The organism is Atopobium sp. oral taxon 416, from assembly GCF_018128285.1.
In the GTDB taxonomy this organism is placed as follows: domain Bacteria; phylum Actinomycetota; class Coriobacteriia; order Coriobacteriales; family Atopobiaceae; genus Olsenella_L.
Genome location: NZ_CP072380.1, coordinates 707,580 through 734,084, shown reverse-complemented (window position 1 = coordinate 734,084; position 26,505 = coordinate 707,580). Strand labels below are relative to the sequence as shown.

Genomic DNA, 26,505 nt, shown 5'->3' with positions numbered 1-26,505 from the left:
TCATCAATCCTCAGATGGTTATCAGTGCTCAACCTGATCGGGGTACTTCCAGGCATCGAGTTCCTGCTGTGAAAGCGCCGGCGGCTCCTGGTTGTGGTTGATAACGAGGGTGTTGTAATAGAGATGTGCAACCTCTTCCACATAGCTCGCCTTGAGGTACGCCTCATCCAGTGAGCTGTCATCGCAGGCCACCACACCGTGTCGTTCAAGCAAAAAGCACTGGGCTTCCTTGCAAGGTCCGACGATGCTCTGCGCCAACTCCTCTGAGCCCGGACGCGCATAGGGAGCAACCGGAATGCGGCCCCTGCTTAACCCTAGATTGAGGGCCTCGTAGACCACAGCCGGGATCTGCTTGCCCAAAATCGCAAATGAGGTGGCATACAGCGAGTGTGTATGCACGATTGCATGAGTTGAAGGTCTCGTCTTGTAGATCGCCAAATGCATCAGGGTCTCACTCGTGGGGCGCAGATTTGAGAGATTCTCCTGTATGTGTCCCTCACCATCGATAATCAGGATGTCTTTCGCCTGAAGCTTCTCCCGGTCGACCCCTGAGGGCGTGATCGCAATCAAACCGGATTCGGTATCTCTATATGAGAAGTTGCCAGAGCGATGCTTGCAGAGACCATCTCGCTGTGCTCGCTGCGCTATTCTCAAAACTTCTTCCTTGTACGCCTCGAGCATGAACAATCCTCCTTCGAAAAGAACCAATACCACTTGTTCATTATCCCCGCCCGAGCTTAAAGCGCGCTACCTGTTAGGTAAACGTACCTGGGACAGTTGACAATACATACGAGAGCGGACACATAAGCAATAATATTTTCTGACAGTTTAGAAGTGTGGTGATAGGAGCATAGGGGCCGGCGTGAGTTGGTATGATTGTCCCGCCAACTTAGATTTGCCTGGGCGTCCATCTGCTCCTAAGTTTGGCGACGTCCCGACTGGATGGGCGCCTGGGCGGTGCAAGGATGCAAAGGAGAAGATCGGGCTTGAGACCTTCGAGGAGGCTGCAACACGCCACAGGTCCGCGCCATTGTGCCCCTCGTGCGGCGAAAAGTCCTGGATGACGGGAAGAGTACCGCCGGGCACTAGTGCTTCAGATGCCCAAGCTGCACGAAGCGCTACGCCGCCTTCTCGGGTGCCATATTCGACGACTCGAAGAAGGACCTGCCCACCTTAGTCTTCTTCATCGAGCTGATGTGCTACAACGTGCCTTTAAGGGGCATCGCGAAGATCTGCGGGCTGAACCACAAGATTGCCTACGAGTGGCGCCAGCGCGTGTTTGCGACCGTGGACGGCTACGGGCAGGCCCGCAAGCGCGGCCTGTCCAAGCAAATGACCTGTGTCAATATTTCGGACGGCAGATTGTCAAGCTGAGTGCAACATCTCCCTAAAGACCTCGTTGGCTGTCCTGTATCCAAGGACCTTCCTCGCTCTGTCACAGATCAGCTCTACCGCATACCGGATCTCCTCGTTTGTGACCTTGCCGAAGTCACTGCCCTTAAGGGAAGAATTCCCGCAGGAGCCCGTTGGTGTTCTTAACTGTTAGCTTCTGCCATAGATGGTGAGGGTCGCAGAAGTAGAACTGCACGCCTCAAAGGGCCTCTGTGAGCCCTGTATGCCCTGCGAGCTGCTTGTCCCTATCCGGAGTGAACGTCTCGAGGGGGCGTCCCTGCAAAAGCCCGAAGGCGGCCTTAGAGACGCTCCTGCTGTCGTGGTGGCATCTTCTCGCGGCAAGCAGCCTCACTGCCCTGTCAGCAAGCACGAGCAGGCACACGGGGCCCGCTGCCACGAGCGTGTCGTCTACCCACTCTCCGAGACGAGACCTTGCATCGGCCTGCTTTGGCCTCTCATCCACGGTGCGTAAGATCCTGATCTTGCCCCTCGTCTTAGGCCCCTTCCTGTGCAGGCGGCGCCGCACCTTGCCTTCGGGGCCGGATCCCGGCAGCTCGAGGGCGCCTGCATGGACCTCCCGGTAGATCGTCGAGAGGCTCAACGGTGCACCTGCCGCCACCCTCGAGCCTGAGATGTCGTCTATCTCCTCCAGGGACCAGTGTCTGTCCATGATGAGTAAGCGCACCTTCTGCGTAAGCGCAGGGTCTGAAAGCCGCCTTTTCGCCCTGCATCTCCTGCGGCGCTCATCCGCCCTCCTTTTGGGCAGCACATGCCCTAAAGCGGCCGTGGCGTGCGTTTCTCTTGAGCTTGTGGCAGACGCTGCAGCTGTCCTTGCCGATCTCTGCCGCGATATAGGCAATTGACCTTCCCTCTGCATGCAGCGTGGCTATGCAGTCCCTCTCCTGTAGGCTAAGATGTGTGTAGTGGCACATTCCTTTTAGCTTTCGACGTTGATGTGGACAACCAACATCGTAGCCTTCCGAAGTGTGCCACGCTTGCATCCAGCGGGCTATCCTGTTGCACTCAGAATGCTAATCCGTCGGTCTTAAAAGCTCATCTGTCTGTCCATATCTATCTTTTGGATATGCTGGAATGTATGACTTAAGCTATACCATATCCAGAAGACAGATAGGCATCTATGTGGGTATGGGCACTGCGTGGTTCGAGACATTTTGAGCCGGCGGCATACAGCGTGCAGCCCCAGCGACCTCATCGAGCCGAATTAATCATCGTTTCCCTGGACGGCACATACGTGAAGAGAAACTAGGCAGGCACCTGCGAGGGTGTGGCCATAGGCGTCAATCAAAAGGGATAGTGCGAAGTCATCGGCTGTAAGGAGGGCTATATGGAGTCAAAGGAGAGCTGGAGGGCCTTCCTGCTTAGGTTGCACGAGCGCGCCCTGTCGGGAGTGTGCATGTTCAGCGCCGACAAGTCCGCAGGTATATTGGGGCAATACGGGAGGTGTTCCTGCGCGCGATGTAGCAGCGCTGCCACCCACGCGCAACGTGCTCGACAAGCTGCCCAGGACCCGCTACAAGGCCGTCGCAGCCTTGCTCAAGGTGATCCCACGTGCAAAAGAGCCGCGCGAAGTACCTGGCAAAGGCAAAGGAGGTAGCCTTAGAGCTCAGGGCGTCGAAACTCGAGGCGGCGGCGAGGGTGGTCGAGAGGCGCACCGCCGCCGTGGGCAGCTTCCCGGCGGAAGACGCTGCGGGGAAGCTGGCGGAGCGAGGTGCAAGTACGTGGCCGAGGGCGGCTGGGGCTCCAGGCGCTACCTCGACACCGACCTGCTGGACAGATGGGACGACAGAGAGGTGCTCAAGAGACAGGAAGGCTAGCTTCGACTACCGGGATGGGACCCCGGCTGGAGAAAGCGCGAAAGACTATTGACGGAACCGCGAGAAAAGGACGCTCCGGAAGCCGAAGCGGCAGGCAAGGTATCTGGGCGCAGATACGTTCAAGCTTCACGGCGGGCACCGCTGCGCCACCGTGGTCATAGACCTTAAGACAGGCCATGTCCCGTGACTCGCTCATTTCAAGAAGAGACAGGTCGTATACGACTTCTGCGACTTCGTGCTCGCTGAGTGGATGTCCAATGTGGAGACAATCGCCTGTGACATGAACGCAGACTTCGAGTGTGCATTCCTTAAGAGGTTCCTACACCTGGACATCGTCTACGACTGCTTCCATATCGTGAAGAACTTCAACGAGAAGGTCATCTGTAAGGTCAGGAAGGATAAGCAGGCAAGGCTTAAGGAGCAAGGTCCCTCAAGCACTCCACATACATCCTTAAGTCCTGTGCCGACACCAGGAAGAGGAAGGATTGCGATGCACGCGCCGGCAAGGTCGTCTCAAGGGGAAGCGCCCTCTTCGGCAAGCAGGAGGCCCTGCAGAAGGGAGGGGCCAGGAAGTGCTACGAGGAGCTCATATCCCAAAACGAGCTGCTTGCTACCTGCGACATCGTAGATGAGATGCTCGCGCAGGCCTATTCGTGCACCGATGCGGATGCGATGGAGAGGATCGTGGACACGTGCCGTGGCACGAAAGACAGGCACTTCGCCAGGCTCGTGGAGAGCCACATGGACGGCATCATCGCGCATGCGCGCCACCATATCAGCAGTGGCAGGGTCGAAGTCACCAACTGCATGATCAAGACGCTCAGAAGGGCAGGCTAGAGATACCCAGACGACTACTTCTTCCTCAAGACCTTCGATGCCAGCAGGCGCTACTCGAAGGGTTCCGGTGCTGCGGCATGATGGGTCTGCACACAGATTTCAGGACTGAGCCGGAATTTAAGGTCCCCGAAGCTCATCTGGCTGCCCATATCTTCCTTTTGGATATGCTGAAATACGTGGCTGTAATTATAACATATCCGCAGGCAGATAGGCATTTATGTGAATATGGGCATCGCATGGTTCGAGGCATTTTGAGCCGGCGGTATCCAGCTTGCAGCCCCAACGACCTCATCGAGCCGAATTAATCATCGTTTCCCTGGGGTCGTCATGGCCACCTTCCTACCGTACCTGACGTAGAGCTCGACCGCTCTCGTCTTCTCCTCGAGGGTGTACATCTGTCCTCCAAGGATCACCGTTTGGTACGGGTTTGCGTTACCACCCCCAATCAGTAAGTAGAAGATTACAAACACAAGTACGGATAAACGTTACCACCCCCGGCACGCAACTCAGAGGCTATCAAACACACGCATGGAACCACGATGTCTTGAGGCACAATATGGCAGGCGAGGGGAAGCTCCTTAAGTGTCATGCCTGCAAGGGTGCCTTTTATATACTTTGCCCATGTGGTAGCGAAAAGCTTCGACGCCGCGATGGCGGACCCCGTCTTGGCCGAGAAGGTCCTTCCACACGTCCTTCACTTCCATCTCTGGAGGCTAGGTCAAACGTGCCCCTTACGCCAGAAGTCGGCCGATTCGCATCTCGAACACCTCTTGGGCTTACCTGCGAGGGTAGATCCTGTTATCTTCTTAGTAATGAGAACCCCTAGCCTCTCTAAGAGCTCGCGCTTCTTTGCGATGCCCATCTCTTTTACGCGCTGCAGTACCATTAAGTCTACCTGGGCCTTTTGCTCCACGATGTCCTTGTTTGACGACATACATTGTAGACGGGGGTCCGGACACTTTTGCGCCTCCTCTCAGGCCAATCATAGTCTAATAGCGAGATTTATATAATTGTTAATAACAATAATATCTACTAAAACTTTAATCATAGCAATAGAAATCGTATCCACTCACCTACAAAATATTACCTTTCGACTTTCTTCTTGTTCCTTCGTTTATATTCAATTTATATTCAATAAGTATCTACTTGAGTAGTCATTTGAGTATTGCACGATGGAGAGAGGAGAATTCGTGGTCGGTATTGTTATTGCCACGCATGGCTCACTAGCCGAAGGTTTTAAATCGGCAGTAGAGCTGTTGGTTGGTCCACAGGAGCATGTTGAAACTCTCGGGCTTTTTCATGGAGATGATCCTGCGGCATTTGAGGAAAAATTCGCTAAAGCAATTGATGGGGTTGATACAGGAGATGGTGTCTTATGTCTTGTTGATTTACTAGGTGGTACACCTTCAAATGTCGTGTTGAAATTAATGAAAGAACGTCCGATACGGGCGCTTGCAGGTGTCAATTTACCTGCAGTAATTCAAGCTATTTTCATGCGGGATCAGATAGGGCTCGAGGATTTATCGCGTGAAGTATTTAAAGCACAACGGGAGGGTGTAGTTGATCTTAATAAAAAACTTACAAGCATGTTATCACCAGAACAAATGCAAAATAAGCAAGCAAAAATGGAACCTGGTGCGGCCCCTGCTGTGAATGTCTCTAACACAATGCAAGACTATCCTTCCTCTTCCAATAAAGGAAAGGTAGTTCTTTGCCGTATTGATGATCGTCTGATTCATGGTCAGGTAATGACCTCTTGGGTTAAATCAACTGGTGCAAATAAAATTATGATTGTCGATGATGAAACTGCTGCAAATCCCTTCTTGAAGACTGTGTATAAAGGAGCTGTACCCTCCAATGTCCGAGTTGGTGTTTTTAATGAGAAGAAGGCAGCGGATCGTTTGATTAAGGGGTTTAAACCAACCGACAGAGTCATTGTGCTTGCAAAATATCCTCAGACTTTCCTCTCGTTAGTTAATAGAGGTGCTTCAATTTCTCAGATCATTATTGGTGGAATGGGTGCACGTGGAAATCGCACTAAGTTTTACCGGAACATTTCAGCGACTGACGAAGAAAGACAGATTTTTAGGGAACTTATAGCGAAAGGGATTGACGTTGAAATTCAAATTCTTGCTGATGACCTACAAGTAAAAATTACAAAACTACTCAAATAAGGAAAGACGGCTTATGCATATTACACTATTTCAAGCATTTCTCGTTGGTGTTGTGTATTACTTAAGCATCAACGGAACACCTTGGACTACGTTACTTGGCTCAACAATTCTTAGAACACCACTAGTAGGTGGTCTTCTGACCGGCCTCATTTTAGGTAATCCGATGCAGGGAGCTCTTATTGGTGCTGCTATTCAACTGCCATATATTGCGTATATTTCAGCAGGAGGATCTGTACCAACTGACCCAGGCTTAGCTGGAACACTTGGCACTGCACTTGCCCTTGCGGCAAATGTAGACCCCAATACTGCAATCGCAATTGCAACCCCAATAGGATTGCTTGGGACTATCGTTTGGGTTGTACACATGACGGTTGATGTACCGTTTGTACATATGTGCGATCGAGCAGCTGACAGAGGCGACATGAAAGCGTTGACATTCTGGCATTTAGTTCCTCCTCAAATAGTTGCTTTTTTGATTGGTACAATTCCTGTAATGCTCGGTGTGTATTACGGATCTGGTGTTGTAACAAACATTATTAATACATTGCAAGGACGTCCGCTTGAGACATTGCAGGTTATTGGTGGCATTTTACCAGCTATCGGCATTGGTATGAACTTACGTTCTCTCGATCGTTCCTATGTAATTCCATTATTTATTTTTGGTTTTGTCATCTCAGCATATTCTGGTTTAAGCACTCTCCCTCTGGCTATTTTGGCTGGTATCGCAGCTTCCCTTATTACTGGGGTTATGAACAATATTTCTACTCAACAGAAACAACGGATTCAAGCAGCTCCTGTGGCTGCAAATGTCTCAGATGATGTCGCTTCTGATGATTCTGATGCTGATTTTGAGTGAGAAGGATGATAATGATGGCAAATGCTCAAACTAATACGCAAACAGAAAAACGCGTATCTTTATCTAAATCTGATGTCACGAGAACGTTCTGGAAATGGACTTTTGCTAGTCACGCTAATTACAATTATGAACGTATGCAAGCTTCTGGCCTTCTCTTCTCGATGTCCCATATACACGATAAACTTTATCCTAGAAATAAGCAAGCCAAGATTGACTTTATGAAGCGTCATATGGAGTTTTACAATACGGAACCGCATTATGGTGGTATGGTCAATGGACTGGCTCTTGCTATGGAAGAAGAAAAAGCTAATAACCCAGCTATTACAGGTGAAGCTATCTCTGCAGTAAAAACCGGGCTTATGGGTCCTATGGCTGGTATTGGTGATACTTTGTGGCAAGGTACCTTATCCCCCATTTTACTTGCAATTGGTGTCTCCCTTGCAAGTGGGGGATCTTCAGCGGGTGCAATATTTTTTGCTATCTCAATGTTTGTCATTCAAACTTCTATTGGCTATTTCATGTTCATGACAGGCTATAAACAGGGCAGAGGTGGCGTTGAGCGTTTGCTGGGCAGCGGTCGAATCCAGAATCTTATTACTGCAGCTTCTATCATGGGTTCCATAGTATTAGGCGCACTTGCTGCACAATACGTTACTGCCTCAGCTAATTTCTCTATTGTAATAGGAGAAGCATCACTTAATATTCAAACAGACGTACTCGACCATTTGCTGATTGGTCTTCTTCCGCTTGCTTTCACTTTAGGATGCTGGTACATGCTTAAAGTTAAGCAGATGAAATCAACTCGTGTTCTGCTGATAATCGTACTGATTGCTGCTGTTCTTGGTGCTCTAGGTATTTTGACACCAGTTGCTTAGCTTATATGCTATCGGAAACATTTAACATTAAATAAATAAGAGATATGTTACTAGCACAAGGAGAATGAACCTATGAGTGAACTGATGAAAACTGCAGTTTTTCATGGCATTAATGATATATCGCTTGAAGAATGCGAACGTCCGCACGCATATGGCAATAAAGTACTCGTCAAAATAGATTGTTGTGCGCTTTGTACGTGGGAGCAGCGTGTCTATACAGGAGTAAATAATGTTGAATACCCATTCATCGGTGGGCATGAAACCTCAGGTACGATTGTTGAGCTTGGAGAAGACATAAACACAAGAGAATGGGCAGTAGGAGATAAGGTAGTTGTGGGAAATACCTGTCCTTGTGGCGATTGCTATTATTGCAAGACTTTTGAAGAGCAGACTTGCAGCCACTTTAGTCACAGCTTGCAGCTAGAAGGTCTGCCATATCATGGTATGGGAGGCTTATCTGAGTATATGCTTGTAAATACTCATAGTCTATTTAAGTATTACAATGCTTCTCCACAGGAAGCCTCATTAATTGAGCCTCTTTCATGTGTCGTACATAGCGTGGAGACAGCAGACATTCAACTCGGCGATTTCGTTCTTATTATTGGCTGTGGGATCATGGGACAATTGCATGTGCAGCTTTCGAAAAAGCGTGGTGCAGTTGTAATTGTTTCCGAGATAAATAAAGAGCGTGCTGATTTAGCAAAGAAGAATGGCGCCGATTATGTGATTGATCCATCTAATGAAAACCTTACAGAAAAAGTTTTGGAATATACACATAGATTAAAGTGTCAAGTGGTTTTTGACACAACTCCGTTCCCTACTGTTCTCCAAGAAGCATATACATGTGTCTCGAATGCAGGAAAGGTTATCTTGTATAGTTCCATTCATCCGAGATCAGGTGAGAGCAAACTTGTTCCAATTGATGCAGGTTGGATGCATAGTTGGTCAATTAAAACATTGGGTACAGCTAACTCAAATTCTAGAGATTTTGTTCGTGCGGCTGCATTAGTTTCCGGGGGTATTGTAAACCTTAAACCTTTTGTAAGCGGTATATATCATGAAAGTCAAGTTAAGGATGCTTTTGAAAAGGCTATTGAGGGAAGCTCCTATCGCATAGTTGTTAATTTTGATCAGGAGTAAATGCCTCATGATTTATACATTAACGGCTAATCCTGCAGTTGATCTAAATGAAACGTGCGGCGTTGTCAAACCAAATTCTGTGATACGAACTAGAGATGCCGTATTTACTCCAAATGGGAAGGGTCTTAACGTCTCGTTTACCTTGAAGCACTTTGGTTGTGATACCAGTATTTTAGGATTCTTCGCAGGTTTTACTGGAGATTACATAATTTCAGGTGCTGAACAATGGGGCGTTCATGTGATTCCAGTACATTGCAAAGGTATTACACGTGTAAATTTATTTCTCTCTACATCGTCAAGTGCAGAATATAAATTTGTGAATGCAGGCACAACAATAGATGCTGCAGAAGAATCACAAATGATCGAAATTCTTGAAAATATCAAGAATCTAGATTGCCTAGTGGTATCAGGATCCTTACCACCTGGGACATCGAATAATTTTCTTAGTCGAGTGATCGATACCGTTAAATTACGTGGGGGTGAGGTTGTTCTTGATATATCGAGTCTTCAACTAAGAACTTTGATTGGAAAAGGGCTTCTACTCATAAAGCCAAATGATGATGAGCTGCGGGACATTTTCAATATTGATGTCAAGGACGATAAAAGTGCAAAATATGCGATGCAATATCTTCATCAGCATGGCGCTAAGAACGTTCTTCTGACCTTAGGGGCCAGCGGAGCCTACTTTTCAAATGGAGAGTCAATATGGCGAGCAAAAAATACACTGCCAATTTCGGTTCTTTCCAGTGCCTGTGCAGGTGATGGCACCCTCGGCAGCTTTTTATCGGTATGGTTTAATGATCAGACTGCTATTGAGGAGGCATTAGTCTTATGCCAAGCTGTAGGTTCAAATATTGTGGAGAGTCCGGGACTTGGTAATTTTTCTCATGTAGAAAAGTATAAGAAATATATTCAAATAGACAGACTTTGAGTATAGCCTCATATGACTAGTAAACGCCCGTGGTAACCGCTGTCAGGTAATTTGGTACCACGGGCATCTTCTGAACGGTACCGCAGGCAATGCGGGGCGGTACCGCTACAGCTCGGGCATGTCCTTCGCGAAATACCTTTGCATGTCAGGACCGTCGAGGTCGTAGCGCCTCGCTGCGGATGCGACGCGGCCCAGGATCGAGTCGGCCATCGACTCGCCCTCTATCCAAAGATACCATTCATGGGGCTCCAGCTGGGAGGCTATGAGCGTGGCCACCTTCTCGTTGTGTCCCTCCAGGATCTCGAAGAGGTCGACTGCATTCTGCGTGGTAATCGGAGTGGTGAGGAAGTCGTCCAGGATCAGGAGCTGGACGCTCTTCAGGTCATCCATGAAGCTATAGTAGGAGGCGGCATCGAATGCCCTCGAGCGGTTAAGCCTGTCGAACACGTCGGCGAGGCGCAAGTAGCGCGTGGGGATGAGCTTGCTGCATGCTGCGTTGCCCAGCGCCTGGCACAGGAAGCTCTTCCCGCAGCCCGTCTTCGATATGAGCAGGACCACTTCGGCCCTTCCCACCCACCTGCATCCCGATCAGCCTTGCGACACGGTCCCTGCTGAGCTTTCGCTCCGGCAGGTAGACGATATCCTCCACGCAGACTGCCGGCAGCTTGAAGCCTGCCTTCCTTGTGAGCTTTGCGACCTTGCACCCATGCCTTGCGGACAGCTTTGCATCCAGCAGGATCTTGATGCGCTCCTCGAGGGCCATATCGTCGCATTCGGAATCGTCTATCATCTCGTGGAGCCTGTCGCCCATCGCCTTGATGCAAAACTGCCTGAACAGGTGTATATTTCGCATGAATAGATCAGTTGTTACGATGGGACTGCGGTGGTTAATTTGGACTTGATTCCTACGCTGCCAGCCCCAGATCCTTCCGGTACTGCATGGGGCTCCTGTATCCGAGATCGCTCTTGATCCTCTCGTCCCGATACCATACCAGATACTCGTCCAGAAGCTCCATGAACCTCTCCATCGTGACTCCCGTCCAGTCGCATCCGTAGAAGAACTCCACTTTCAGCCTTCCGAACAGTCCCTCCGCCCTGGCATTGTCGGGGCTTGAGCCCTTGCGCGACATCGATCTCCTGAGGCCATATTCGCTGCAGATGCCGATCCATCCGGGCCACCTGTAGTGGCAGCCGCGGTCGCTGTGGACGATCGGATGCTCGCCCTCCCCGAGCTGGCTGCATGTGCCGAGAAGCGACGAGTTGGCCATCTCGGCATCGGGAGAGCAGGAGACGCTCCAGCTTATGGGCATGCCGTCGAAGCAGTCGACTATGGAAGAGAGGTAGGCCTTGCCGTCAGGGATCCTGAATTTCGTGACGTGCGTGATCCATACCTCGTTGGGGGCATCGGCGCCGAAATGGTGGGCGCCGTTTGCGTCCCTGAGCAGGGTTGTCCGAGGCATCCGATATCTCGCCTGCATAGGAGCTGTAGCGCCTGCGCCTCTTCGCCGCCTTCGCCTCGAGGCCCTCCTCCTTCATGCGAGCTCTGTCAATATAATGGACAGAGGAATCTCAGATTTTTGGTTCAGTCCTGAAACCTGTGTGTGGGCCTATCATGCCGCAGCCCCGGAAGGCTTCGAGTAGCGCCTGCTCGCATCGAATATCTTGAGGAAGAAGTACTCGTCGTCGGGGTATTCCTAGCCTGCCCTGCTGAGCGTCTTGATCATCTGGTTCGTGCCTTCGACCTTGCCGCTGCTGATATGGTGCCTGGCATGCGCGACGATGCCGTCCATGTGGCTCTCAACGAGCCTGGCGAACCACTCGAAGTGCCTGTCGCCGGTGCCGCGGCAGACCTCGACGACCCTCTCCATGGCATCGCGCATGCGCTTCTCCTGCCGGTAGGCATACGCCCGGCAGAGCATCTCACCCGCGATGTCGCAGGCGGCAAGCAGCTCGTTCTGCGAGATCAGCTCCTTGTAGCGCTCCCTGGCCCCTCCCTTCTGCAGGACCTCCTGCTTGCCGAAAAGGGCGCTGCCCCTTGATACCACCTTGCCGGTCCGTGCATCGCGCTCCTTCCTCTTCCTGGTGTCCGCACAGGACTTGAGGATGTATGTGGAGTGCTTGAGGGACCTTGCAGCCTCGCTGTCTCCATCGTCCCTTAAGCCTTGCCTGCTTATCCTTCCTGACCTTACAGATGACCTTCTCGTTGAAGTTCTTGATGAGGTGGAAGTAGTCGTAGACGATGTCCAGATGCGGATGGCGCTTAAGGAATGCGCGCTCGAAGTCGGCGTTCATGTCGCAGGCGATTGCCTCCACATACAACATCCACTCGCTGCCCACGAAGTCGCAGAAGTCATACACGACCTGCTTCCTCTTCGTATAGGCGAGCCAGAGCACGTGGCCCATCTTAAGGTCGATGATCACGGTGACCCAGCGGCGGGCATTGTGCAGCTTGAACTCGTCTGCGCCCAGATAGCGGGCCTGGCGCTTGGGCTTCCTGAGCTTCAGCCTGCTGCCTTCGCCTTCCGTGTAGAGCCCAGAGAGCCTTGCCCTGTCGATCTTTTTCACGACGTTTCTGTTAAGGCCTGCCGTGAGCGATACCGCCTTGAGGGTCTGCCCCAGGGCAAGCAGGTCACACACGAACGTGAGCAGAGGCAGCGTGATGCGCTGCCCTGGCGCCCTGAAGGGAACATCCTCGATGCTGGAGGCCCCGCATTCCCTGCATGCCCATCTTGGCCGCAAGACCTCGATCCTTGCCCTCTCCATGCCCAAAGGGAGGTGCCGAAGCGCAATGGGGACCTGCCCGTTGCCCTCCATGGCCTTTCCGCAGCAGGGGCATGAGGGGGCTTCCCTCGCAGCCAGCCTGCCTGCATGAATCCGTCCAGATGGGAGGGAATGCGGAGGAAGCCGGGAGCACACATCTCATCGGTATGGGAAACGGCGGACAGCTGGGCTGCCGTGGATGCTACACTTGTCAGCGCTCCATCCTTCTTCGGAGTCTACATGTTGCGATGCAAGATTCTAGAGGATGGCCGCTCTTCTGTCTCTGAGGGCGCTATGCCGCTGGCATTCGCCCACAGCTTTTAGGATTGAACCAGATTTTTTATGCGGTCTGCATCGCCTTTGGATCGGGACGCAAGGCCTCTCTCGAGGCGCTCGAAGAACTCCTGCATCACCTCTGCCGGTACGCGATCTCCTATGGACTTATGCGGGCGGAAGCGGTTGTAGTACGACTCGATTAAACTCGTGTGCCTTGTGCTTGGTCGTGGATGCGTCTAAGAGGCGCTTATGGTAGTACCATTCGTTCTTGAGCGTGGCGAAAAGCGATTCGGCGAGCGCATTGTCGTGGCAGCTTCCGGTTCTCCCCACGGAGAGCCTCACGTCGGGTACGGCTGAGCAGGCGGCCAGCTCTGAGCTTATGTACTGGCTGCCTGGGCTGCTTAGAATATGGCCCCTCCAGCCACGTATCCGCGCGAATATGCCATCTTCAGGGCAAAGACAACAAGGCCTGCCCTCATGTTGTCCTGTATGCTTCAGCCCACCACCATGTGTGTGCACAGATCGTGCGCGACGGTAAGATATATAAAGCCTGCCGTGGTCCTGCGATAGGTTATATCGCCCACGAGCTTGGCTGTCGGCACAAGACACGAAAAGCCGCGCCGGGTGAGGGCGCTGCGCTCGGGGGTATCAGGTGCGGGCAGTATCGTCCTCTTGGATGCATTGGATCAGATGCCGCAGATGCCCAAGCTTAGCCATGCACCTGCGCACGCGGTAGCGGGTCGTGCCTGTAAATTTTGCGTAACTTTGGGTCGCCTGTGAGCTTGGATCAGACCTTGCAAAAGCTAAAGCGCCTGTCGCTTTCCTCCCATATCGCGCAGATGGCTTCCTTGAGGGGACCCCACGGATCCTCGCCACCGCCTTTGGCCTTGAGCCATCTGTAGAAGTGAGCCCTGCTCACCTCCAGTACGCGCTCCATCATCGAGACGCTGTAGGTTGCCCTCTTCTCCAGCATGAGCTAAAACCTGTCCTTCAACAGAGGCTTCTGGCGAAGAAGGCTGCCTCTTTTTTAGGAACTTATTCTCGCTTTCGAGCTCGTGTATGCGCCTGTTCACTGCGTCGAGCTGCTTGTGCTCGTCGATCCTTTCCTGGGTCACCCTTTTGGTCTTGCTGTGCTTGATGATCCAGTCGTTTAAGGTCTTGTCGTTGATTCCAAGCTCTGCGGCGCACTCCCTGATGCTCTTCTTCGGATCGACCTCACGTGCCTTCCTGTAGTACTCGATGGCCTCAAGGCAATACTTCTTCAGTGTAGTGTTTGGGTGTTTCCGACTTCGTGCGGGACTTTGCCTTCTCTATCTCGCTTGCGCTCACCGACATCTCATCTCTTCAATCTGCTGGTGTTGGTAGGTGGGTATCTGGACAGAGCATATCTGCTGCCAGTCCCTGAATCCCACTGTCCACCAAAAGATTACAGCTCAATGATCTTCCTCACGATCCATTTGCCGAGGCCGGTCTCCGAGGCGATGCGGCGGTATCCGTATCTCCCCTGGCTGCCGTCGAAGGAGGCAACGACCGAGGCACGGGCCTGTGTCTCTCCTTCGGGAAGTACCTCTTCTCGATCGATGCCGCATCCATTCCCTCTATCTGGGCGGCATCGAGCCCGTGCTCCTTCACTGCCTTCGCTGCCGCCAATACGTCTTGCTTGTTCGCATGGAGCGATGCGGCTATCTGCGACTGGCTCATCCCTCCTCTCGCCACTGCTAGCATCAATGCCTTGTGCTTGGTCATAGGGTATCAGCCCCTTCCGCTGTCGTGGCATCCCCTATTGGATGCCATGCAGCGGATGTTACAGGGAGGGGGCCTGCGGTACCGTCACCGATGACAGGCGGTACCACGAATGGATGATTCTGGTTACCAGACGAGCTTACCAGTCACTCATATACCAGACTGAAAGGGTAAGTCGAATTTCAAATAGCAACAGCTGTTATACTCTGTCCTACAGCTAGACCTGCTGCGGAACATGGGAAAGGCCGGCAGGGACGATGTCCCTGCCGGCCCCCCTCTCTTCCGGTGATATGGCCGCCGATTCTGAGACACCGATTTGACCATCCTTCCGAATCCCGCAAAGATGTGTCCAGGGGACACAGATTGCGAGGAAGAGATGTCCAAGACGACGAGGAAGACATACAGCGCGAGCTTCAAGATGGCCGTCGCGCTGGAGGTCGCGAAGGAGCAGGAGACGCTCTCGCAGGTGGCAGCCAAGCACGGCGTGAGCCCGTCGCTCGCCGCTGCATGGAGGGACGAGCTTCTTGCAGGCGCCGACAGCATATTCGGCAGGACGAAGGAGGAGCGCGAGAGAAAGGAGCAGGAGGAGGCCGCGCAGAGAAAGTACGACGAAGCCCTGAAGACGATCAGGCAGCTCACCGTCGAGCGCGACTTCCTCCAGAGGTTTTGTGACAGGAACGGATACGACCCCAAGGCGTGAGGCTGCAGCAGGCGACCTTCCGGAGGGGCTCACGAGGCAGCGCGCATGCGAGCTGCTCGGCGTGAGCAGGGCGAGCGCCTACCGAGACATGGCAGGCGCAGGAGCGGCGGATGGCGCAGATGCATGGTCCGATAAGGACGAGCGGCTCGCCGCCGAGATCGATGGCATCCATGTGGAGAGCCTCGCATTCGGCGCGAGGAAGATCTCGAAGATGCTGTAGAAGCAGGGCGAGGGGCGCGCCACCCGCTACAGGGTGGCGAAGCTCATGGACCTCATGGGGATCCGCCCCTGCTGCCCGCTGCCATCTCTCTCGAAGCCCAGCAGGGAGTCGAGGAGGTTCTCGTATCTACTGAAGGGCAAGAGCATCCTCTTCCCCAACCAGGTTTGGTCCACAGATATCACCTATGTCCAGATAGGGGGAAGGCACATGTACCTCACAGCGGTCATCGACTGGTTCAGCCGCTACATAGTCTGCTGGAGGCTCTTTGACACCATGTGCGCCCAGGAGGTGGCCGCATGCGCCAGGCAGGCCTTCGAGGAGCACGGCACGCCCTCCATCATGAACTCCGACCAGGGAAGCGTGTTCGGCTCGGAGGAGTATGTGTCGCTGCTCGCATCCATGCATGTGGAGCAGAGCATGGAGGCAAGGGCCAGATGGAGGGACAACGCTCTGATGGAAAGATGGTTCAGGACCCTGAAATTGGAGTGCCTGCGGCAGGAGGAGTACAGCACGCCTGCAGAGCTCAGGGCGATCATCACGAAGTTCGTGACGTGGTACAACGAGAAGCGCATCCACCAGTCGCTCGGCTACGACACGCCGGCGGAGTGGTACAGGAGCGGTATCTGCGAGGCTGCATAGGCCTACAATGCTGCTGTCCGGTTAGCAAGGGTTTTCGGAAGTATCGGGCTTTCCCTGTCTCACGAGTTCGGCCACTTCACTTCATGCTTAAGTCCGCCTGCATGCCCCTTGGCCATGTCTTTCCCCGATCTTCTGGATACATCAACCTTTCATTCATAGTATGCAGTTCGGAACCGACAGGAATTGCTGGGCTTATGCTGCAAGTCCTCAGCCATTTAGCTTTTAAGCCTTATTGGTTGAGCCTAAGTTGTCCATATGCGAACAAACTACTTGATAGATGTTATGCATACCTTCTTTGCTCGGCTTCTTCGGATCAAAGCATGCAGGATTTTGGATCATATAGCCCATAAATCCTTTAGTAAATGCTTGGCGCAACTCGGTTGCATAGTTGACTTTGCAGATACCGTTTTGGATGGCCTCTGCTACTTGATTGTCAGGTACTCCAGAGGTTCCATGTAAGACTAAGGGGATATCGACATGTTTGCGGATTTCCTTTAAGATTTCCTGCTCGATGTGTGGGGTTCCTTTGTATATACCATGAGCGGTTCCCACCCCAACTGCAAGTGAGGTGCAGTGGGTGCGCGCAACGAACTCCTCGGCTTCTGCTGGATCAGTGAAAGGGTTTTCTCCCTCTACTGCTGGTCTGTCATCTTCCTTACCACCAACTTTACCGAGTTCTGCTTCTACAGGAACTCCCATAGAGCCTGCTACTTTGGTGACGGAGGAAGTGAGGATTATGTTGTCTTCAAAGGGTACATGTGAACCGTCGATCATAATGGAGGTATAACCTGCACGGAGTGCTTGCATACAGCGTCCAAAGCTATCACCATGATCAAGATGCAGCGCTATCGGAATACGTACACTCTTTGCTGCGGTTGTGACCATTGCGACAAAGTAGTCCAGATTTGCGTACTTTATCGTCCCTGGAGTGGTTTGCATTATGACAGGAGAGTTTTTATCTTCAGCGGCTTTAATGACTGCCATTACAAACTCAAGGTTCTCGACATTAAAGGCACCTACTGCGTAGTGACCGGCTTGTGCGTTCAAAAGCATCTCTTTTGTTGTGGTAAGCATACTGTTCTCCATAGTCTCCTATGACTTACTGTTTTGCTTTTAGAAACTTTGATTTTGACCGGTCTTTTTATTTGTTTGAATGCATTCTAAGTGTAAACGACCTAATACATGCAGGTAAATAGGTAAAAATAATGCTCATGAGTGTAAAATGAGGAAATACATTTGCTTGTTTTTTGATATATAAAGATCAAAAAATCTTTTTATGGCAAATAAAAGATATAAAAAGAAACATGTTATAGTGGGACTGGATAAGATTCTATCGTCACAATTTATTCACATATTGATTTGTAAGCACTGTGGTCAGATAGTTGCCACTGTGGTCAGATAGTTGCATAAGTAGAGATTGGGAAATCATGACAGAATTCGCTGAGGAACGCCGTACAGAAATTCTCAAGCTTCTGGATAAGAATGCCTCAGTACAGGTCTCAGAGATTGCACAGCAGTTCGGTGTGTCTCGAGTGACTGCACGCTCAGATTTAGATACTCTTGCAAAGGATGGAAAGCTTCGCCGTACACACGGTGGTGCTGTCTCACTCGGTCGTGCACTTACTGTCTCTGTTCAGGATAAACGTATGAATGTTAATGTGGAAGCGAAGCGTCTTATTGCCGAACGAGCAGCAGAATTTGTACAAGATTCTATGTCCGTTTTGGTTGATACCGGTACAACAGGGCTTGCTCTTGTTCGTGCTTTGCGTGAACGTAGAGGCCTTATGATTATTACTGCAGACCTAACCATTGCAGATTATGTAGATAGATCGCTACCAGAGTCAGATGTCTTCCTACTTGGGGGCAAGCTGCGTAAAGGTCATCGCTACGTAACTGGCCCTGCTACTGTACGTGCGCTCTCTACACTCCACCCTGATATTAGTTTTGTGTGTCCTACGGCTTATTCATCACAGAATGGCTTTGCTACAAACTTTGAGGGCATGGCACAACTGAAGCAGGCTTTCTTGAAGTGTGCTGCTGTTACCTACGTGATGATGGATGCAGAGAAAATAAATGCACCCGGGCTCTTTAGTTTCGGTTTCCCTAAGGATGCAGATGCAATCATCTGCGACAGTGATCCTATTGGCATCATGGCTGATGCTACAGAGGATATCTCGACGCGACTCATCTTAGCGAAATAGTTATAAGTTTGGATGGGTAATATCATTGTTAACGTCGGGCGATAATCGCCACCTGAGGGTGGTAACGAGAATCCGTACCTTTCTCTCCTAAGCCGCAAGCCCCAGACTGTACCTGTATTGGAGCGGGCTCATGCTTACGAGTGACCTTTTCTGGCACTTCTCGTTGCGTCAGATGTGTTTGATAGCCTTCTGTTTACTAAATTGGGACTGCGGTGGTTAAGAGAGACTAACTATTAAAAGTCAATCATGAAATTACGATTTTTCGAATAAAACACGGAGACGTGTTTTAGATAGATCAGTACCTTGAAAACTGCATGACGAACAGAGTCTCAGGAATAGGGCTCTAAGAAAAGGCTATGGGTTGTAAGATTTACGCTGCCTGGTATTCGCTATGGGTCAGTTCCATCCGGTAGATAGTTCTGACTAGCTTCTTTACCACGTGCGACAGGGCGACATAGAAGTGCTTGCCCTCAGCACGCTTTCTGGCCAGATACAGGCCAGTCCCACTTGGAGACGTATATAGCGGCGTTGAAGAGGGCGAAGCGGAGGTATTTGGAGCCTCGTTTCTCCATATGGGCATAGGTGGATGTCAACTGCCCGGACTGGTAGGTAGATGGCGACATGCCTGCATAGGCAAGGATCTGGTCCGCATTGTCAAAGCGGTTGAAATCGCCAATCTCGGCCAGGATCATGGCTCCCATCCGGTAGTTGATGCCGGGAATCGTCATGATCGAAGAGCTACTCTTGTCCATAATCTTTCGAATGGAAGCTTCTACTTCCTCGATGTCGGCAGTCAGGGCATCGATCTGGCGGATCGTCTGCTTGAGTTCTATGGATTTTACAGACATTTCTGATCCGACAGAGGATCTGGCCGCATTCCGGATCTCGATCGCCTTCTCTCGGCCATACCGGCCACGGGAGGCATCACAGAGCAGGGACTTCAGATGTGTGAGGTTGGCATTGGCAACACATGACGCACCGGGCATTTCTTCAAGCAGGCGCTAGACGGTGTTTATGTGAGGCGTTGGGACGAGGCCTTCCAGTTTGGGGAATACAATGTTCACCAGCCTGGTGATGGATGTCTTCAGCTTCGCTCTCCTCTGGACGAGATCAAAGCGGTATCTGGTCAATGACTTCAGCTCTTCGCTGTAGTACGATGTATCCGTGTAGGGCCTGAGGGTCTTATCAGTCACAAGCATTTCGGCAATGGAGCGGGCATCGACTTTATCCGTTTTCGTCTTTCTAAGGCGCTGACCTTTTCTGTAAAGATTTGTGTGAAGTGGATTGATTACAAAGGTGTGGTAGCCTCGATCAAGAAGCGAGCCCAGGATGTTGTAGGAATAGTGGCCGGTAGCCTCGAGCCCTACTTTTATCTGGGACAGGTCTTTTGAGGCCGTCTCGATTCTTCTGAACAGCTCATCATAGCCTTCGCGATTGTTCCGGATGGTAAAGACCGGGAACAGTTCTTCAGCGTCCGGACCAAGAATGCAGCAGTCGTGCTTGTCCTTGGCGACATCGATTCCAACGTAGATCATCTTTAAGATCAAAGAAGCGGCTGATTGTTCTGATGCTGTCGTCAGACCACAGGGCTTTCTGCCAATCGTATCCTCGTTCTACATAAACCGTCATGCGGTATCTAACTGATCAACAATGCAGCAAAGAGGCTGTGGCTGAAGCCTCTCTAAAACCGTCGAGCGGTAGGTGAGCAAGACCACTCCACAGCATCTGATGACAATGTAGCCGTTTACCAGGAACAGGTAAAGGAAAGCTACCACTTAATAATGGCTCTTCGTCACTTATGGTGGGTAGCATATCTGCATCCCCTTGAGGGTGTGGCCTTTAAACGGTAGGATTTTCCCCGACAGAAGGCTGCGTTCCTAAGGTGCGATATGGATGTTCAGGCAGGGATGCTAGCAAGGCTCTTTAAGAGGTCGATGGGACTCAGCGACGAGTGGGAGGTCACGGGTGTCTGGTTTAAGGAGCGCGAGGAAGCGCAAGACGAGCTCCATGTGAGGGTGGCGCACAGGAGGGGCCAGGCCGTGGAGTGTCCCGTCTGCCACAGGAGGTGCGGCACCTGTGACACGCGCGAGAGGACTTGGAGACATCTTAGCATCTGGCAATACGAGACGATCGTGCACTGCGCGCTGCCCAGGGCCGACTGCCCCAAAGACGGCGTGCATGCCACAAGGATGCCCTGAAAGGTGCGGCCGAAGACGCACTTCACCGCGCTCTTTAAGGCGCAGGTGATAAGTGATGGCGCTCTTTGGCATGAGCGTGACGCCGGTCGCGCAGCAGCTGCACGAGACAGCCCACGCGCATATGGAGGCTGCTGGGCAAGGCCGTAGCCGAGGCAAGGGATGCCGCCGACTACTCGGATGTCGTGCGCGTGAGCATAGACGACACCGCCAAAAGGTGCAACCAAAGCTACATCAGCATCATGGCCAACCTCGACTGTCAGCGTGCCGTGGCCGTCACGCAAGGCAGGGACAAGGAGGCCTTAGGCAGGCTCTGCGCCGAGCTTAAGGAGCACGGGAGGGGACCGCACGAAGGTCTTAGAGGTCACGCGCGACATGGCTTAAGGCATACTCGCTGGAGGTCGCCGCCAAGATGCCCCAGGCCGCACAGAGCGTGGGACAGGTTCCATGTGGTGCAGCTTCTGAACGTGAGGTGCGCAGAGCGGCGCGAGTCGGTGGAGAAGCGCTGGCAGCTCGCAGGGACGAAGTACGTATGGCTCAAGAGGAGGGAGACCCTCACAAAGCGCCAGCTCGCCAAGAGGGAGGAGCTCGACCCTGCGAAGACCCATCTCAGGGAGGCACGCGCCTGCCAGATGGCAGAGGCGCTGCAGGACGTCTATTCATGTGCTGACAGAAAATCGGCAGGCAGGGCCCCAGAGTGTCTCTGCTCGTGGATGATGCACTCTGCCGTGGCCGAGATGAAGGCCGTGGCAAGAACGCTCCGCAAGGAGCGGGAGGGGATCCTGAACTGGTGGAAGAGAGGATCTACCAACTCGTTCCTCGAAGGCCTCAACTCGGTCGTCCAGCCCGCCCGCAGCATCGCCAGGGGCTTCAGGAGCATCGACTACTTCAGGACGATGATCTTGCTCAGGCTAGGCCGTCTGGACTTCACGGCCCAGAAGAAGCTGGCATACGCTACCCACTAGAAACAGCGAAGAGCCTTAATAATACGAGGGGGAGCCTGGCGTATCGGATACAAGGCGCATATCGGCGTGGATGCCGCAGGTGGCCTTGTGCATGGTGTAAAGACCAAGCGCCTAGAATGTATCTGACATATCCTGTGGCACATGCACTCGTAAGGGAAGATGACAGGTTCTGCTATGTAGACTTTAGGCTATATAGGTATAGCGAAGCGCCCTTAAGGACGCATAAAGACCCACACCTCTCATCTATGCGCTAAAGCGTTGCTAAGGAAGCCTTCGACTAGAGAGGGCCTTGCCTGTGCGCTCTTCTCCGAGAAGAGCATCGAGTCCAGGAAGGCATCCGGCCGCTCAAAGGCAGAAGCACCCTTCCTTATCGTGAAGCGGCGCTTCTGCCCCTTAAGGAAGCGCTACTAGGGGGATAGAGAAGATACCTGTACACTCGAGTCTGCCTCGCCCTTGCAAACCTTACCCATGTGCATCTTTTGCCGGCAGGCTGCACCTCCCGGCTCCCAGCGTCGCTTGATCTGTCTTGGAGCCTTATTGCGGTGCATGGGGCAGGATGGATGTAAGGATGGCGGCTCTTGCACGTGCTGGATGAGCATCCTTCCCTGCCTTTCCTGCATTCCGGCCTAGGGAAACGATGATTAATGCCTATGCCGGCCGCGAAAGGCCACGTGGCTGGTCCTTTCTGGCACATCATTGGGAATTAATCATCGTTTCCCTAGGAGCTCGCGCTTTCCCTCGATGCCCATCTTCTCGATCCGCTGCAGTATCATTGAATCTATCTGGGCCCTTCCGTTTCTCGATGTCTTTGTTTGGCGACATGTATTGTAGGCAAAGGTCCAGACAACATTGGGCCTTTCTCAGGTCAATTGTGATCTAACAAAGAATTAAATATTAATTGGAGTAGAGATGTCTCGTCAGGCTGGAACTCGGGAAAATTCCGATAAAATATTAGCGATCGATCGTAGAGCACGTATTATGGAGATGGTTAAGCGTAACCACTCTGTTTTAATAGGAGACCTTACTAAGGAATTTGGAGTATCTGCAGTAACAGCGCGTAGCGACCTAAATATCCTTGAAAAAGAAGGAAAACTTAAGAGAATGTATGGTGGCGCTGTTTCACTTGGTTTAGCGAGACATGTCTCTGTTCCACGTGAGCGTATGGTGGTAAATATAGATCAAAAGAGACGGATTGCTGTTGAAGCAGCGAAGCTAATCCATAATGGGGATGTAATCGCTATCGATACTGGTTCAACGACATTAGAATTCGCTAAGCAACTAGCCAATAAACAGGACATTACTGTAGTTACTAATGATTTTGCTATTGCTGAATATATCGAAAGAAATCTACTAGATATAGACTTGGTAGTTCTGGGTGGTACGTTTAGGCGAGAACACAGGTATACATATGGGCAGTTGACGCTCTCAACCATTCAGACACTTCATTTTGATAAAGCATTCATGGGGACTAATGCTTTCTTGGCTAATCAAGGATTCATGACGGAATACGAGCCAGAAGCATCTATTAAAGTCAACCTAATGAATCATGCGAATACAAGCTATTTACTCATGGATTCATCAAAAGTGAATGCAAACGGATTTATCCAGTTCGCAAAGCTTTCTGAGTTTTCAGCAATTATTATGGATGCAGATCCCAATGGAATAGTGAAAGACGCTCTTAATAGAGCCAATACTTCAACAGAATTGATGCTAGCCAATGACTAGTGGAACAGGATATTTTCTGAGCCTTCGGTAGTTTCTATGGGTGAGAAGTTCATCTAAGCAGCCTTCTTCTTCGTACTTTCCTCGGCCCTTCCCGGAAGCGTCGGCCTGTTGTCGGAGCACCTCAACATGAGCAGTTCGATGAGGTTGTCGGTGTTGCGAAAGCCATAGCCCATCCTGACCGTTACCTTGATCTTGTTGTTGATCGCCTCGACGCGGCCGTTGCCGGTTCCGAGCTCGATCGCCGCCGCGTTGGCGGCCTTGCGTCTTCGCACCTTTTTCTGGTTCAATCCTAAAAGCTGTGGGCAGATGCCCAGAAAGACAGAGAAGCGGCCATCCTCTAGAATCTTGCATTGCGACATACAGACTCTAAGAGGAATGGAGCGCGATGACAAGTGTAGCATCCGCGGCAGCCCAGCTGCCCGCCGTTTCCCATGCCGATGAGGCTGCCGCTCCTGGCTTCATCCAGATCCCCTCGCATCTGGACGGCTTCGTGCAGACAGGCACGCCGCAAGAGAGCACACGCACAGAGGAGTTCGAGACATCCACCAGGAGATGCCAGAGGGCAGTGCAGATCCTCACTATCCCAGGCAGGATGGTTGCCAAGGAAGCTCCATGCTGCCCCTGCTGCGGAAAGGCCATGGAGAAAAACGGGAAGGCCCCCATCACGCTTCGGCACCTCCCTCTGGGGATGGAGAGGGCAAGGATCGAGGTATCCCGGCCAAGATGGGCGTGCAGGGAGTGCGGGGCATCCTGCATCGAGGACGTCTCCTTCAGGGCACCCGGCCAGCGCATCACGCTGCCGCTCCTGACATTCGTGTATGACCTGCTCGCCTTGGGCCAGACCCTCAAGGCAGTGTTCCTCATAACAGGGCTCAACAGAAATGTCGTGAAAAAGATCGACAGGGCGAGGCTCGGGGCGCTCTATACGGAGGAGGATGGGGACAAAGAGAGGAAGCTCCGCAAGCCGGCACGCTACCTGGGCGCAGACGAGTTCAAGCTGCACAATTGCCGCCGCTGGGCCACCGTGATCATAGACCTTAAGATGGGGCATGTGCTGTGGCTTGCATACTCCAAGAAGAGACAGGTTGTGCATGAATTCTGCGACTTCGTGCTCGCTGAGTGGATGTTTGCATGTGGAGGCCATCGCCTGCGACATGAACGCCGACTTCGAGCGGGCATTCCTTAAGAGGCACCCGCGCCTGGATGTCGTCTATGACAGGTTCCACCTCGTGAAGAACTTCAACGAGAAGGTCATCTGTAAGGTCAGGAAAGACGAGCAGGCAAGGCTTAAGGAGGAGGGCGACGCTGAGGCCGCGCGTGCCCCTTAAGCACTCCACATACATCCTTAAGTCCTGTGCGGACACCAGGAAGAGGAAGGAGCAGGATGCACGTGCCGGAAAGATCGTCTCAAGGGGAAGCGCCCTCTTCGGAAAGCAGGAGGCCACCCAGAAGGGCGGAAGCCGCCAGAGGTACAAGGACCTCATAGCCCAAAACGAGCTGCTTGCTGCCTGCGACATCGTAGGTGAGATGCTCTCCAGGGCCTACGGCTACAGGCAGCAGAAGCGCATGCGCGATGCGATGGAGCAGATAGTGGAGGTCTGCCGCGGAACGGGAGACAGGCACTTCGCTAAGGTTCGCCAGGCTCGTGGAGTCGCACATGGACGGCATCGTGGCGCACTCCCGGCACCGGATGAGCTGTAATCTTTTGGTGGACAGTGGGATTCAGGGACTGGCAGCAGATATGCTCTGTCCAGATACCCACCCAGCACCGCCAACAGATTGAAGAGATGAGATGTCGGTGAGCGCAAGCGAGATAGAGAAGGCAAAGTCCCGCACGAAGCCGGAAACACCCAGGCACTACACTGAAGAAGTATCACCTTGAGGCCATCAAGTACTACAGGAAGGCACGTAAGGCCAACCCGAAGAAGAGCATCAAAGGATGCGCCGCAAAGCTTGAGGCCAACGACAAGACCTTAAACGACTGGATCATCAAGCACTCAAAGACCAAAAGGGTGACCCAGGAAAGGATCGACGAGCACAAGCAGCTCGACAGGGCCAACAGGCGTATACACGAGCTTGAAAGCGAGAACGAGTTCCTAAAAAGTGGCAGCCTTCTTCGCCAGAAACCTCTGTTGAAGGACAGGTTTTAGCTCATGCTGGCAAAGAGGGCAACCTACAGCGTCTCGATGATGGAGCGCGTACTGGAGGTGAGCAGGGCTCACTTCTACAGATGGCTCAAGGCCAAAGGCGGTGAGGACCTATGGGGTCCCCTCAAGGAAGCCATCTGCGCGATATGGGAGGAAAGCGACAGGCGCTTTAGCTCCTGCAGGGTCTGATCCAAGCTCACAGGAGATCCAAAGTTACGCAAAATTTACAGGCACGACCCGCTACCGCGTGCGCAGGTGCATGGCTAAGCTGGGGGATCTGCGGCATCTGATCCAATGCCTCCAAGAGGACGATACTGCCCGCACCTGATACCCCTGAGCGCCCCGCCCTCACCCGGCGCGACTTTTCGTGTCTTGTGCCGACAGCCAAGCTCGTGGGCGATACAACCTATCTCAGGACCACGGCAGGCTTTATATATCTCGCCGTCGCACACGATCTGTGCACACACATGGTGGTGGGCTGAAGCATACAGGACAACATGAGGGCAGGGCTTGTCGTCTTTGCCCTGAAGATGGCATATTCGCGCGGATACGTGGCCAAAGGGGCCATATTCTAAGCAGCCCAGGCAGCCAGTACATAAGCTCAGAGCTGGCCGCCTGCTCAGCTGCACACGACGTGAGGCTCTCCGTGGGGAGAACCGGAAGCTGCCACGACAATGCGCTCGCCGAATCGCTTTTCGCCACGCTCAAGAACGAATGGTACTACCATAAGCGCCTCTTAGATGCATCCACGACCAAGCACAAGGCACACGAGTTTAATCGAGTCGTACTACAACCGCTTCCGCCCGCATAAGTCCATAGGAGATCGCGTGCCCGCAGAGGTGATGCAGGAGTTCTTCGAGCGCCTCGAGAGAGGCCTTGCGTATGATCCGGAAG

General features: G+C 52.3%; 34 protein-coding genes and 4 pseudogenes. 22 read left to right on the top strand and 16 right to left on the bottom strand.

Translation table 11 applies throughout. The features are described from left to right. Positions 1-21: 21 nt before the first annotated feature. Entirely contained in the window at positions 22-681 is a 660-nt protein-coding gene (locus J4859_RS03975; RefSeq protein ID WP_212333037.1) for a class II aldolase/adducin family protein, read from the bottom strand. Positions 682-1,194: 513 nt separating this feature from the next. Here J4859_RS03975 and J4859_RS03970 point away from each other — a divergent pair. Beyond that, complete coding sequence (locus J4859_RS03970) at positions 1,195-1,374, top strand: hypothetical protein (RefSeq protein ID WP_212333035.1); 180 nt, start codon at positions 1,195-1,197, stop codon at positions 1,372-1,374. Positions 1,375-1,591: 217 nt separating this feature from the next. Here J4859_RS03970 and J4859_RS03965 read toward each other — a convergent pair whose 3' ends face one another. Then, complete coding sequence (locus tag J4859_RS03965; RefSeq protein WP_212333033.1) at positions 1,592-2,062, bottom strand: hypothetical protein; 471 nt, start codon at positions 2,060-2,062, stop codon at positions 1,592-1,594. Positions 2,063-2,135: 73 nt separating this feature from the next. Next, on the bottom strand, positions 2,136-2,324 hold the full coding sequence (locus tag J4859_RS03960) for a helix-turn-helix domain-containing protein (RefSeq protein WP_212333031.1): 189 nt from the start codon (positions 2,322-2,324) through the stop codon (positions 2,136-2,138). 573 nt (positions 2,325-2,897) lie between these two features. Between J4859_RS03960 and J4859_RS03955 the strand changes: the two genes are divergently transcribed. The 3 genes and pseudogenes from J4859_RS03955 (at position 2,898) to J4859_RS16015 (ending at position 4,064) form a co-directional block, all read left to right on the top strand. Then, a complete protein-coding gene (locus J4859_RS03955) occupies positions 2,898-3,227 on the top strand; it encodes a hypothetical protein (RefSeq protein ID WP_212333029.1) in 330 nt (109 codons plus the stop codon). 211 nt (positions 3,228-3,438) lie between these two features. After that, positions 3,439-3,639, top strand: a pseudogene (locus J4859_RS17470) (transposase); the annotation flags it as partial. A gap of 35 nt (positions 3,640-3,674) precedes the next feature. After that, entirely contained in the window at positions 3,675-4,064 is a 390-nt protein-coding gene (locus J4859_RS16015; RefSeq protein WP_249113856.1) for a transposase, read from the top strand. Positions 4,065-4,782: 718 nt separating this feature from the next. On the opposite strand, the gene J4859_RS03940 is transcribed toward J4859_RS16015, so the two are convergent. After that, a complete protein-coding gene (locus J4859_RS03940) occupies positions 4,783-4,998 on the bottom strand; it encodes a hypothetical protein (protein ID WP_212333026.1) in 216 nt (71 codons plus the stop codon). Positions 4,999-5,254: 256 nt separating this feature from the next. On the opposite strand from J4859_RS03940, the gene J4859_RS16010 reads away from it, so the two are divergent. From J4859_RS16010 to J4859_RS03910, 5 genes are all read left to right on the top strand, one after another. Beyond that, a complete protein-coding gene (locus tag J4859_RS16010; RefSeq protein ID WP_249113749.1) occupies positions 5,255-6,238 on the top strand; it encodes a PTS mannose/fructose/sorbose transporter subunit IIAB in 984 nt (327 codons plus the stop codon). A 13-nt stretch (positions 6,239-6,251) separates the two neighbouring features. After that, positions 6,252-7,094, top strand: a complete 843-nt coding sequence (locus J4859_RS03925; RefSeq protein WP_212333025.1) for a PTS sugar transporter subunit IIC — start codon at positions 6,252-6,254, stop codon at positions 7,092-7,094. An 11-nt stretch (positions 7,095-7,105) separates the two neighbouring features. Beyond that, on the top strand, positions 7,106-7,969 hold the full coding sequence (locus tag J4859_RS03920) for a PTS system mannose/fructose/sorbose family transporter subunit IID (protein ID WP_249113748.1): 864 nt from the start codon (positions 7,106-7,108) through the stop codon (positions 7,967-7,969). A 72-nt stretch (positions 7,970-8,041) separates the two neighbouring features. Then, positions 8,042-9,109 carry a zinc-binding dehydrogenase gene (locus J4859_RS03915; protein ID WP_212333024.1) on the top strand — a complete coding sequence of 356 codons (1,068 nt, stop codon included), beginning with the start codon at positions 8,042-8,044 and terminating at the stop codon, positions 9,107-9,109. Positions 9,110-9,116: 7 nt separating this feature from the next. Next, positions 9,117-10,040, top strand: a complete 924-nt coding sequence (locus J4859_RS03910; RefSeq protein ID WP_212333023.1) for a 1-phosphofructokinase family hexose kinase — start codon at positions 9,117-9,119, stop codon at positions 10,038-10,040. 105 nt (positions 10,041-10,145) lie between these two features. Here J4859_RS03910 and J4859_RS03905 read toward each other — a convergent pair whose 3' ends face one another. The 8 genes and pseudogenes from J4859_RS03905 to J4859_RS03875 all read right to left on the bottom strand — a co-directional run bounded on the left by J4859_RS03905 (position 10,146) and on the right by J4859_RS03875 (position 14,822). Beyond that, entirely contained in the window at positions 10,146-10,613 is a 468-nt protein-coding gene (locus J4859_RS03905) for an ATP-binding protein (protein WP_212333021.1), read from the bottom strand. A gap of 332 nt (positions 10,614-10,945) precedes the next feature. Further along, on the bottom strand, positions 10,946-11,500 hold the full coding sequence (locus J4859_RS03900) for an IS3 family transposase (RefSeq protein ID WP_212333019.1): 555 nt from the start codon (positions 11,498-11,500) through the stop codon (positions 10,946-10,948). 234 nt (positions 11,501-11,734) lie between these two features. Continuing rightward, positions 11,735-12,085 (bottom strand): transposase, encoded by a 351-nt coding sequence (locus J4859_RS16720; protein WP_212333017.1) that lies wholly within the window; start codon positions 12,083-12,085, stop codon positions 11,735-11,737. 166 nt (positions 12,086-12,251) lie between these two features. Continuing rightward, positions 12,252-12,956 (bottom strand): annotated as a pseudogene (locus tag J4859_RS16715) (transposase); the annotation flags it as partial. 285 nt (positions 12,957-13,241) lie between these two features. Further along, on the bottom strand, positions 13,242-13,418 hold the full coding sequence (locus tag J4859_RS03885; RefSeq protein ID WP_212333015.1) for an integrase core domain-containing protein: 177 nt from the start codon (positions 13,416-13,418) through the stop codon (positions 13,242-13,244). A 445-nt stretch (positions 13,419-13,863) separates the two neighbouring features. Further along, positions 13,864-14,049, bottom strand: coding sequence for a hypothetical protein (locus J4859_RS03880; protein ID WP_212333013.1), 186 nt, complete (start codon positions 14,047-14,049; stop codon positions 13,864-13,866). Between the two features lie 61 nt (positions 14,050-14,110). Then, a pseudogene (locus J4859_RS17465) lies at positions 14,111-14,317 on the bottom strand (transposase); the annotation flags it as partial. A 205-nt stretch (positions 14,318-14,522) separates the two neighbouring features. Then, positions 14,523-14,822, bottom strand: a complete 300-nt coding sequence (locus tag J4859_RS03875; RefSeq protein ID WP_212333011.1) for a hypothetical protein — start codon at positions 14,820-14,822, stop codon at positions 14,523-14,525. Between the two features lie 373 nt (positions 14,823-15,195). On the opposite strand from J4859_RS03875, the gene J4859_RS03870 reads away from it, so the two are divergent. The 3 genes and pseudogenes from J4859_RS03870 to J4859_RS03860 all read left to right on the top strand — a co-directional run. Beyond that, positions 15,196-15,519: a transposase gene (locus J4859_RS03870; protein ID WP_212333009.1), complete on the top strand. Its 324-nt coding sequence runs from the start codon at positions 15,196-15,198 to the stop codon at positions 15,517-15,519. Continuing rightward, entirely contained in the window at positions 15,488-15,739 is a 252-nt protein-coding gene (locus J4859_RS03865) for a hypothetical protein (protein WP_212333006.1), read from the top strand. Before J4859_RS03870 ends, J4859_RS03865 begins: the two co-directional genes overlap by 32 nt. A 27-nt stretch (positions 15,740-15,766) precedes the next feature. After that, positions 15,767-16,378: pseudogene (locus tag J4859_RS03860) on the top strand (IS3 family transposase); the annotation flags it as partial. 222 nt (positions 16,379-16,600) lie between these two features. On the opposite strand, the gene J4859_RS03855 reads toward J4859_RS03860, so the two are convergent. After that, positions 16,601-17,452 carry a class II fructose-bisphosphate aldolase gene (locus J4859_RS03855; protein WP_212335082.1) on the bottom strand — a complete coding sequence of 284 codons (852 nt, stop codon included), beginning with the start codon at positions 17,450-17,452 and terminating at the stop codon, positions 16,601-16,603. Positions 17,453-17,805: 353 nt separating this feature from the next. On the opposite strand from J4859_RS03855, the gene J4859_RS03850 reads away from it, so the two are divergent. Beyond that, positions 17,806-18,579, top strand: coding sequence for a DeoR/GlpR family DNA-binding transcription regulator (locus J4859_RS03850; protein WP_212332529.1), 774 nt, complete (start codon positions 17,806-17,808; stop codon positions 18,577-18,579). A gap of 470 nt (positions 18,580-19,049) precedes the next feature. Here the strand turns inward: J4859_RS03850 and J4859_RS03845 are convergent, their stop codons facing one another. Beyond that, entirely contained in the window at positions 19,050-19,565 is a 516-nt protein-coding gene (locus J4859_RS03845; protein WP_212332996.1) for a transposase, read from the bottom strand. A 15-nt stretch (positions 19,566-19,580) separates the two neighbouring features. After that, positions 19,581-20,114, bottom strand: a complete 534-nt coding sequence (locus J4859_RS03840; RefSeq protein ID WP_212332994.1) for a transposase — start codon at positions 20,112-20,114, stop codon at positions 19,581-19,583. A gap of 399 nt (positions 20,115-20,513) precedes the next feature. On the opposite strand from J4859_RS03840, the gene J4859_RS03835 reads away from it, so the two are divergent. From J4859_RS03835 to J4859_RS03820, 4 genes are all read left to right on the top strand, one after another. After that, entirely contained in the window at positions 20,514-20,777 is a 264-nt protein-coding gene (locus J4859_RS03835; RefSeq protein ID WP_212332993.1) for a transposase family protein, read from the top strand. Positions 20,778-20,959: 182 nt separating this feature from the next. After that, positions 20,960-21,739: a transposase gene (locus J4859_RS03830; RefSeq protein WP_212332992.1), complete on the top strand. Its 780-nt coding sequence runs from the start codon at positions 20,960-20,962 to the stop codon at positions 21,737-21,739. A gap of 258 nt (positions 21,740-21,997) precedes the next feature. Continuing rightward, positions 21,998-22,150, top strand: coding sequence for a hypothetical protein (locus tag J4859_RS03825; RefSeq protein ID WP_212332991.1), 153 nt, complete (start codon positions 21,998-22,000; stop codon positions 22,148-22,150). 498 nt (positions 22,151-22,648) lie between these two features. Continuing rightward, a complete protein-coding gene (locus J4859_RS03820; protein WP_256436814.1) occupies positions 22,649-23,464 on the top strand; it encodes a DeoR/GlpR family DNA-binding transcription regulator in 816 nt (271 codons plus the stop codon). Between the two features lie 53 nt (positions 23,465-23,517). On the opposite strand, the gene J4859_RS03815 is transcribed toward J4859_RS03820, so the two are convergent. After that, positions 23,518-23,823: a transposase gene (locus J4859_RS03815; RefSeq protein ID WP_212332989.1), complete on the bottom strand. Its 306-nt coding sequence runs from the start codon at positions 23,821-23,823 to the stop codon at positions 23,518-23,520. A gap of 26 nt (positions 23,824-23,849) precedes the next feature. Between J4859_RS03815 and J4859_RS03810 the strand changes: the two genes are divergently transcribed. The 5 genes from J4859_RS03810 to J4859_RS16000 all read left to right on the top strand — a co-directional run bounded on the left by J4859_RS03810 (position 23,850) and on the right by J4859_RS16000 (position 26,422). Beyond that, positions 23,850-24,650 carry a transposase family protein gene (locus tag J4859_RS03810; protein WP_212332988.1) on the top strand — a complete coding sequence of 267 codons (801 nt, stop codon included), beginning with the start codon at positions 23,850-23,852 and terminating at the stop codon, positions 24,648-24,650. Continuing rightward, positions 24,556-24,792 (top strand): transposase, encoded by a 237-nt coding sequence (locus tag J4859_RS03805; RefSeq protein ID WP_212332986.1) that lies wholly within the window; start codon positions 24,556-24,558, stop codon positions 24,790-24,792. Before J4859_RS03810 ends, J4859_RS03805 begins: the two co-directional genes overlap by 95 nt. Continuing rightward, positions 24,782-25,165 (top strand): hypothetical protein, encoded by a 384-nt coding sequence (locus J4859_RS03800; RefSeq protein WP_212332984.1) that lies wholly within the window; start codon positions 24,782-24,784, stop codon positions 25,163-25,165. The genes J4859_RS03805 and J4859_RS03800 overlap by 11 nt, the downstream gene beginning before the upstream one ends. A gap of 452 nt (positions 25,166-25,617) precedes the next feature. After that, complete coding sequence (locus tag J4859_RS03795) at positions 25,618-25,800, top strand: hypothetical protein (protein ID WP_212332982.1); 183 nt, start codon at positions 25,618-25,620, stop codon at positions 25,798-25,800. Between the two features lie 445 nt (positions 25,801-26,245). Next, entirely contained in the window at positions 26,246-26,422 is a 177-nt protein-coding gene (locus J4859_RS16000; protein ID WP_212333015.1) for an integrase core domain-containing protein, read from the top strand. The last annotated feature ends 83 nt before the right edge of the window (positions 26,423-26,505 follow it).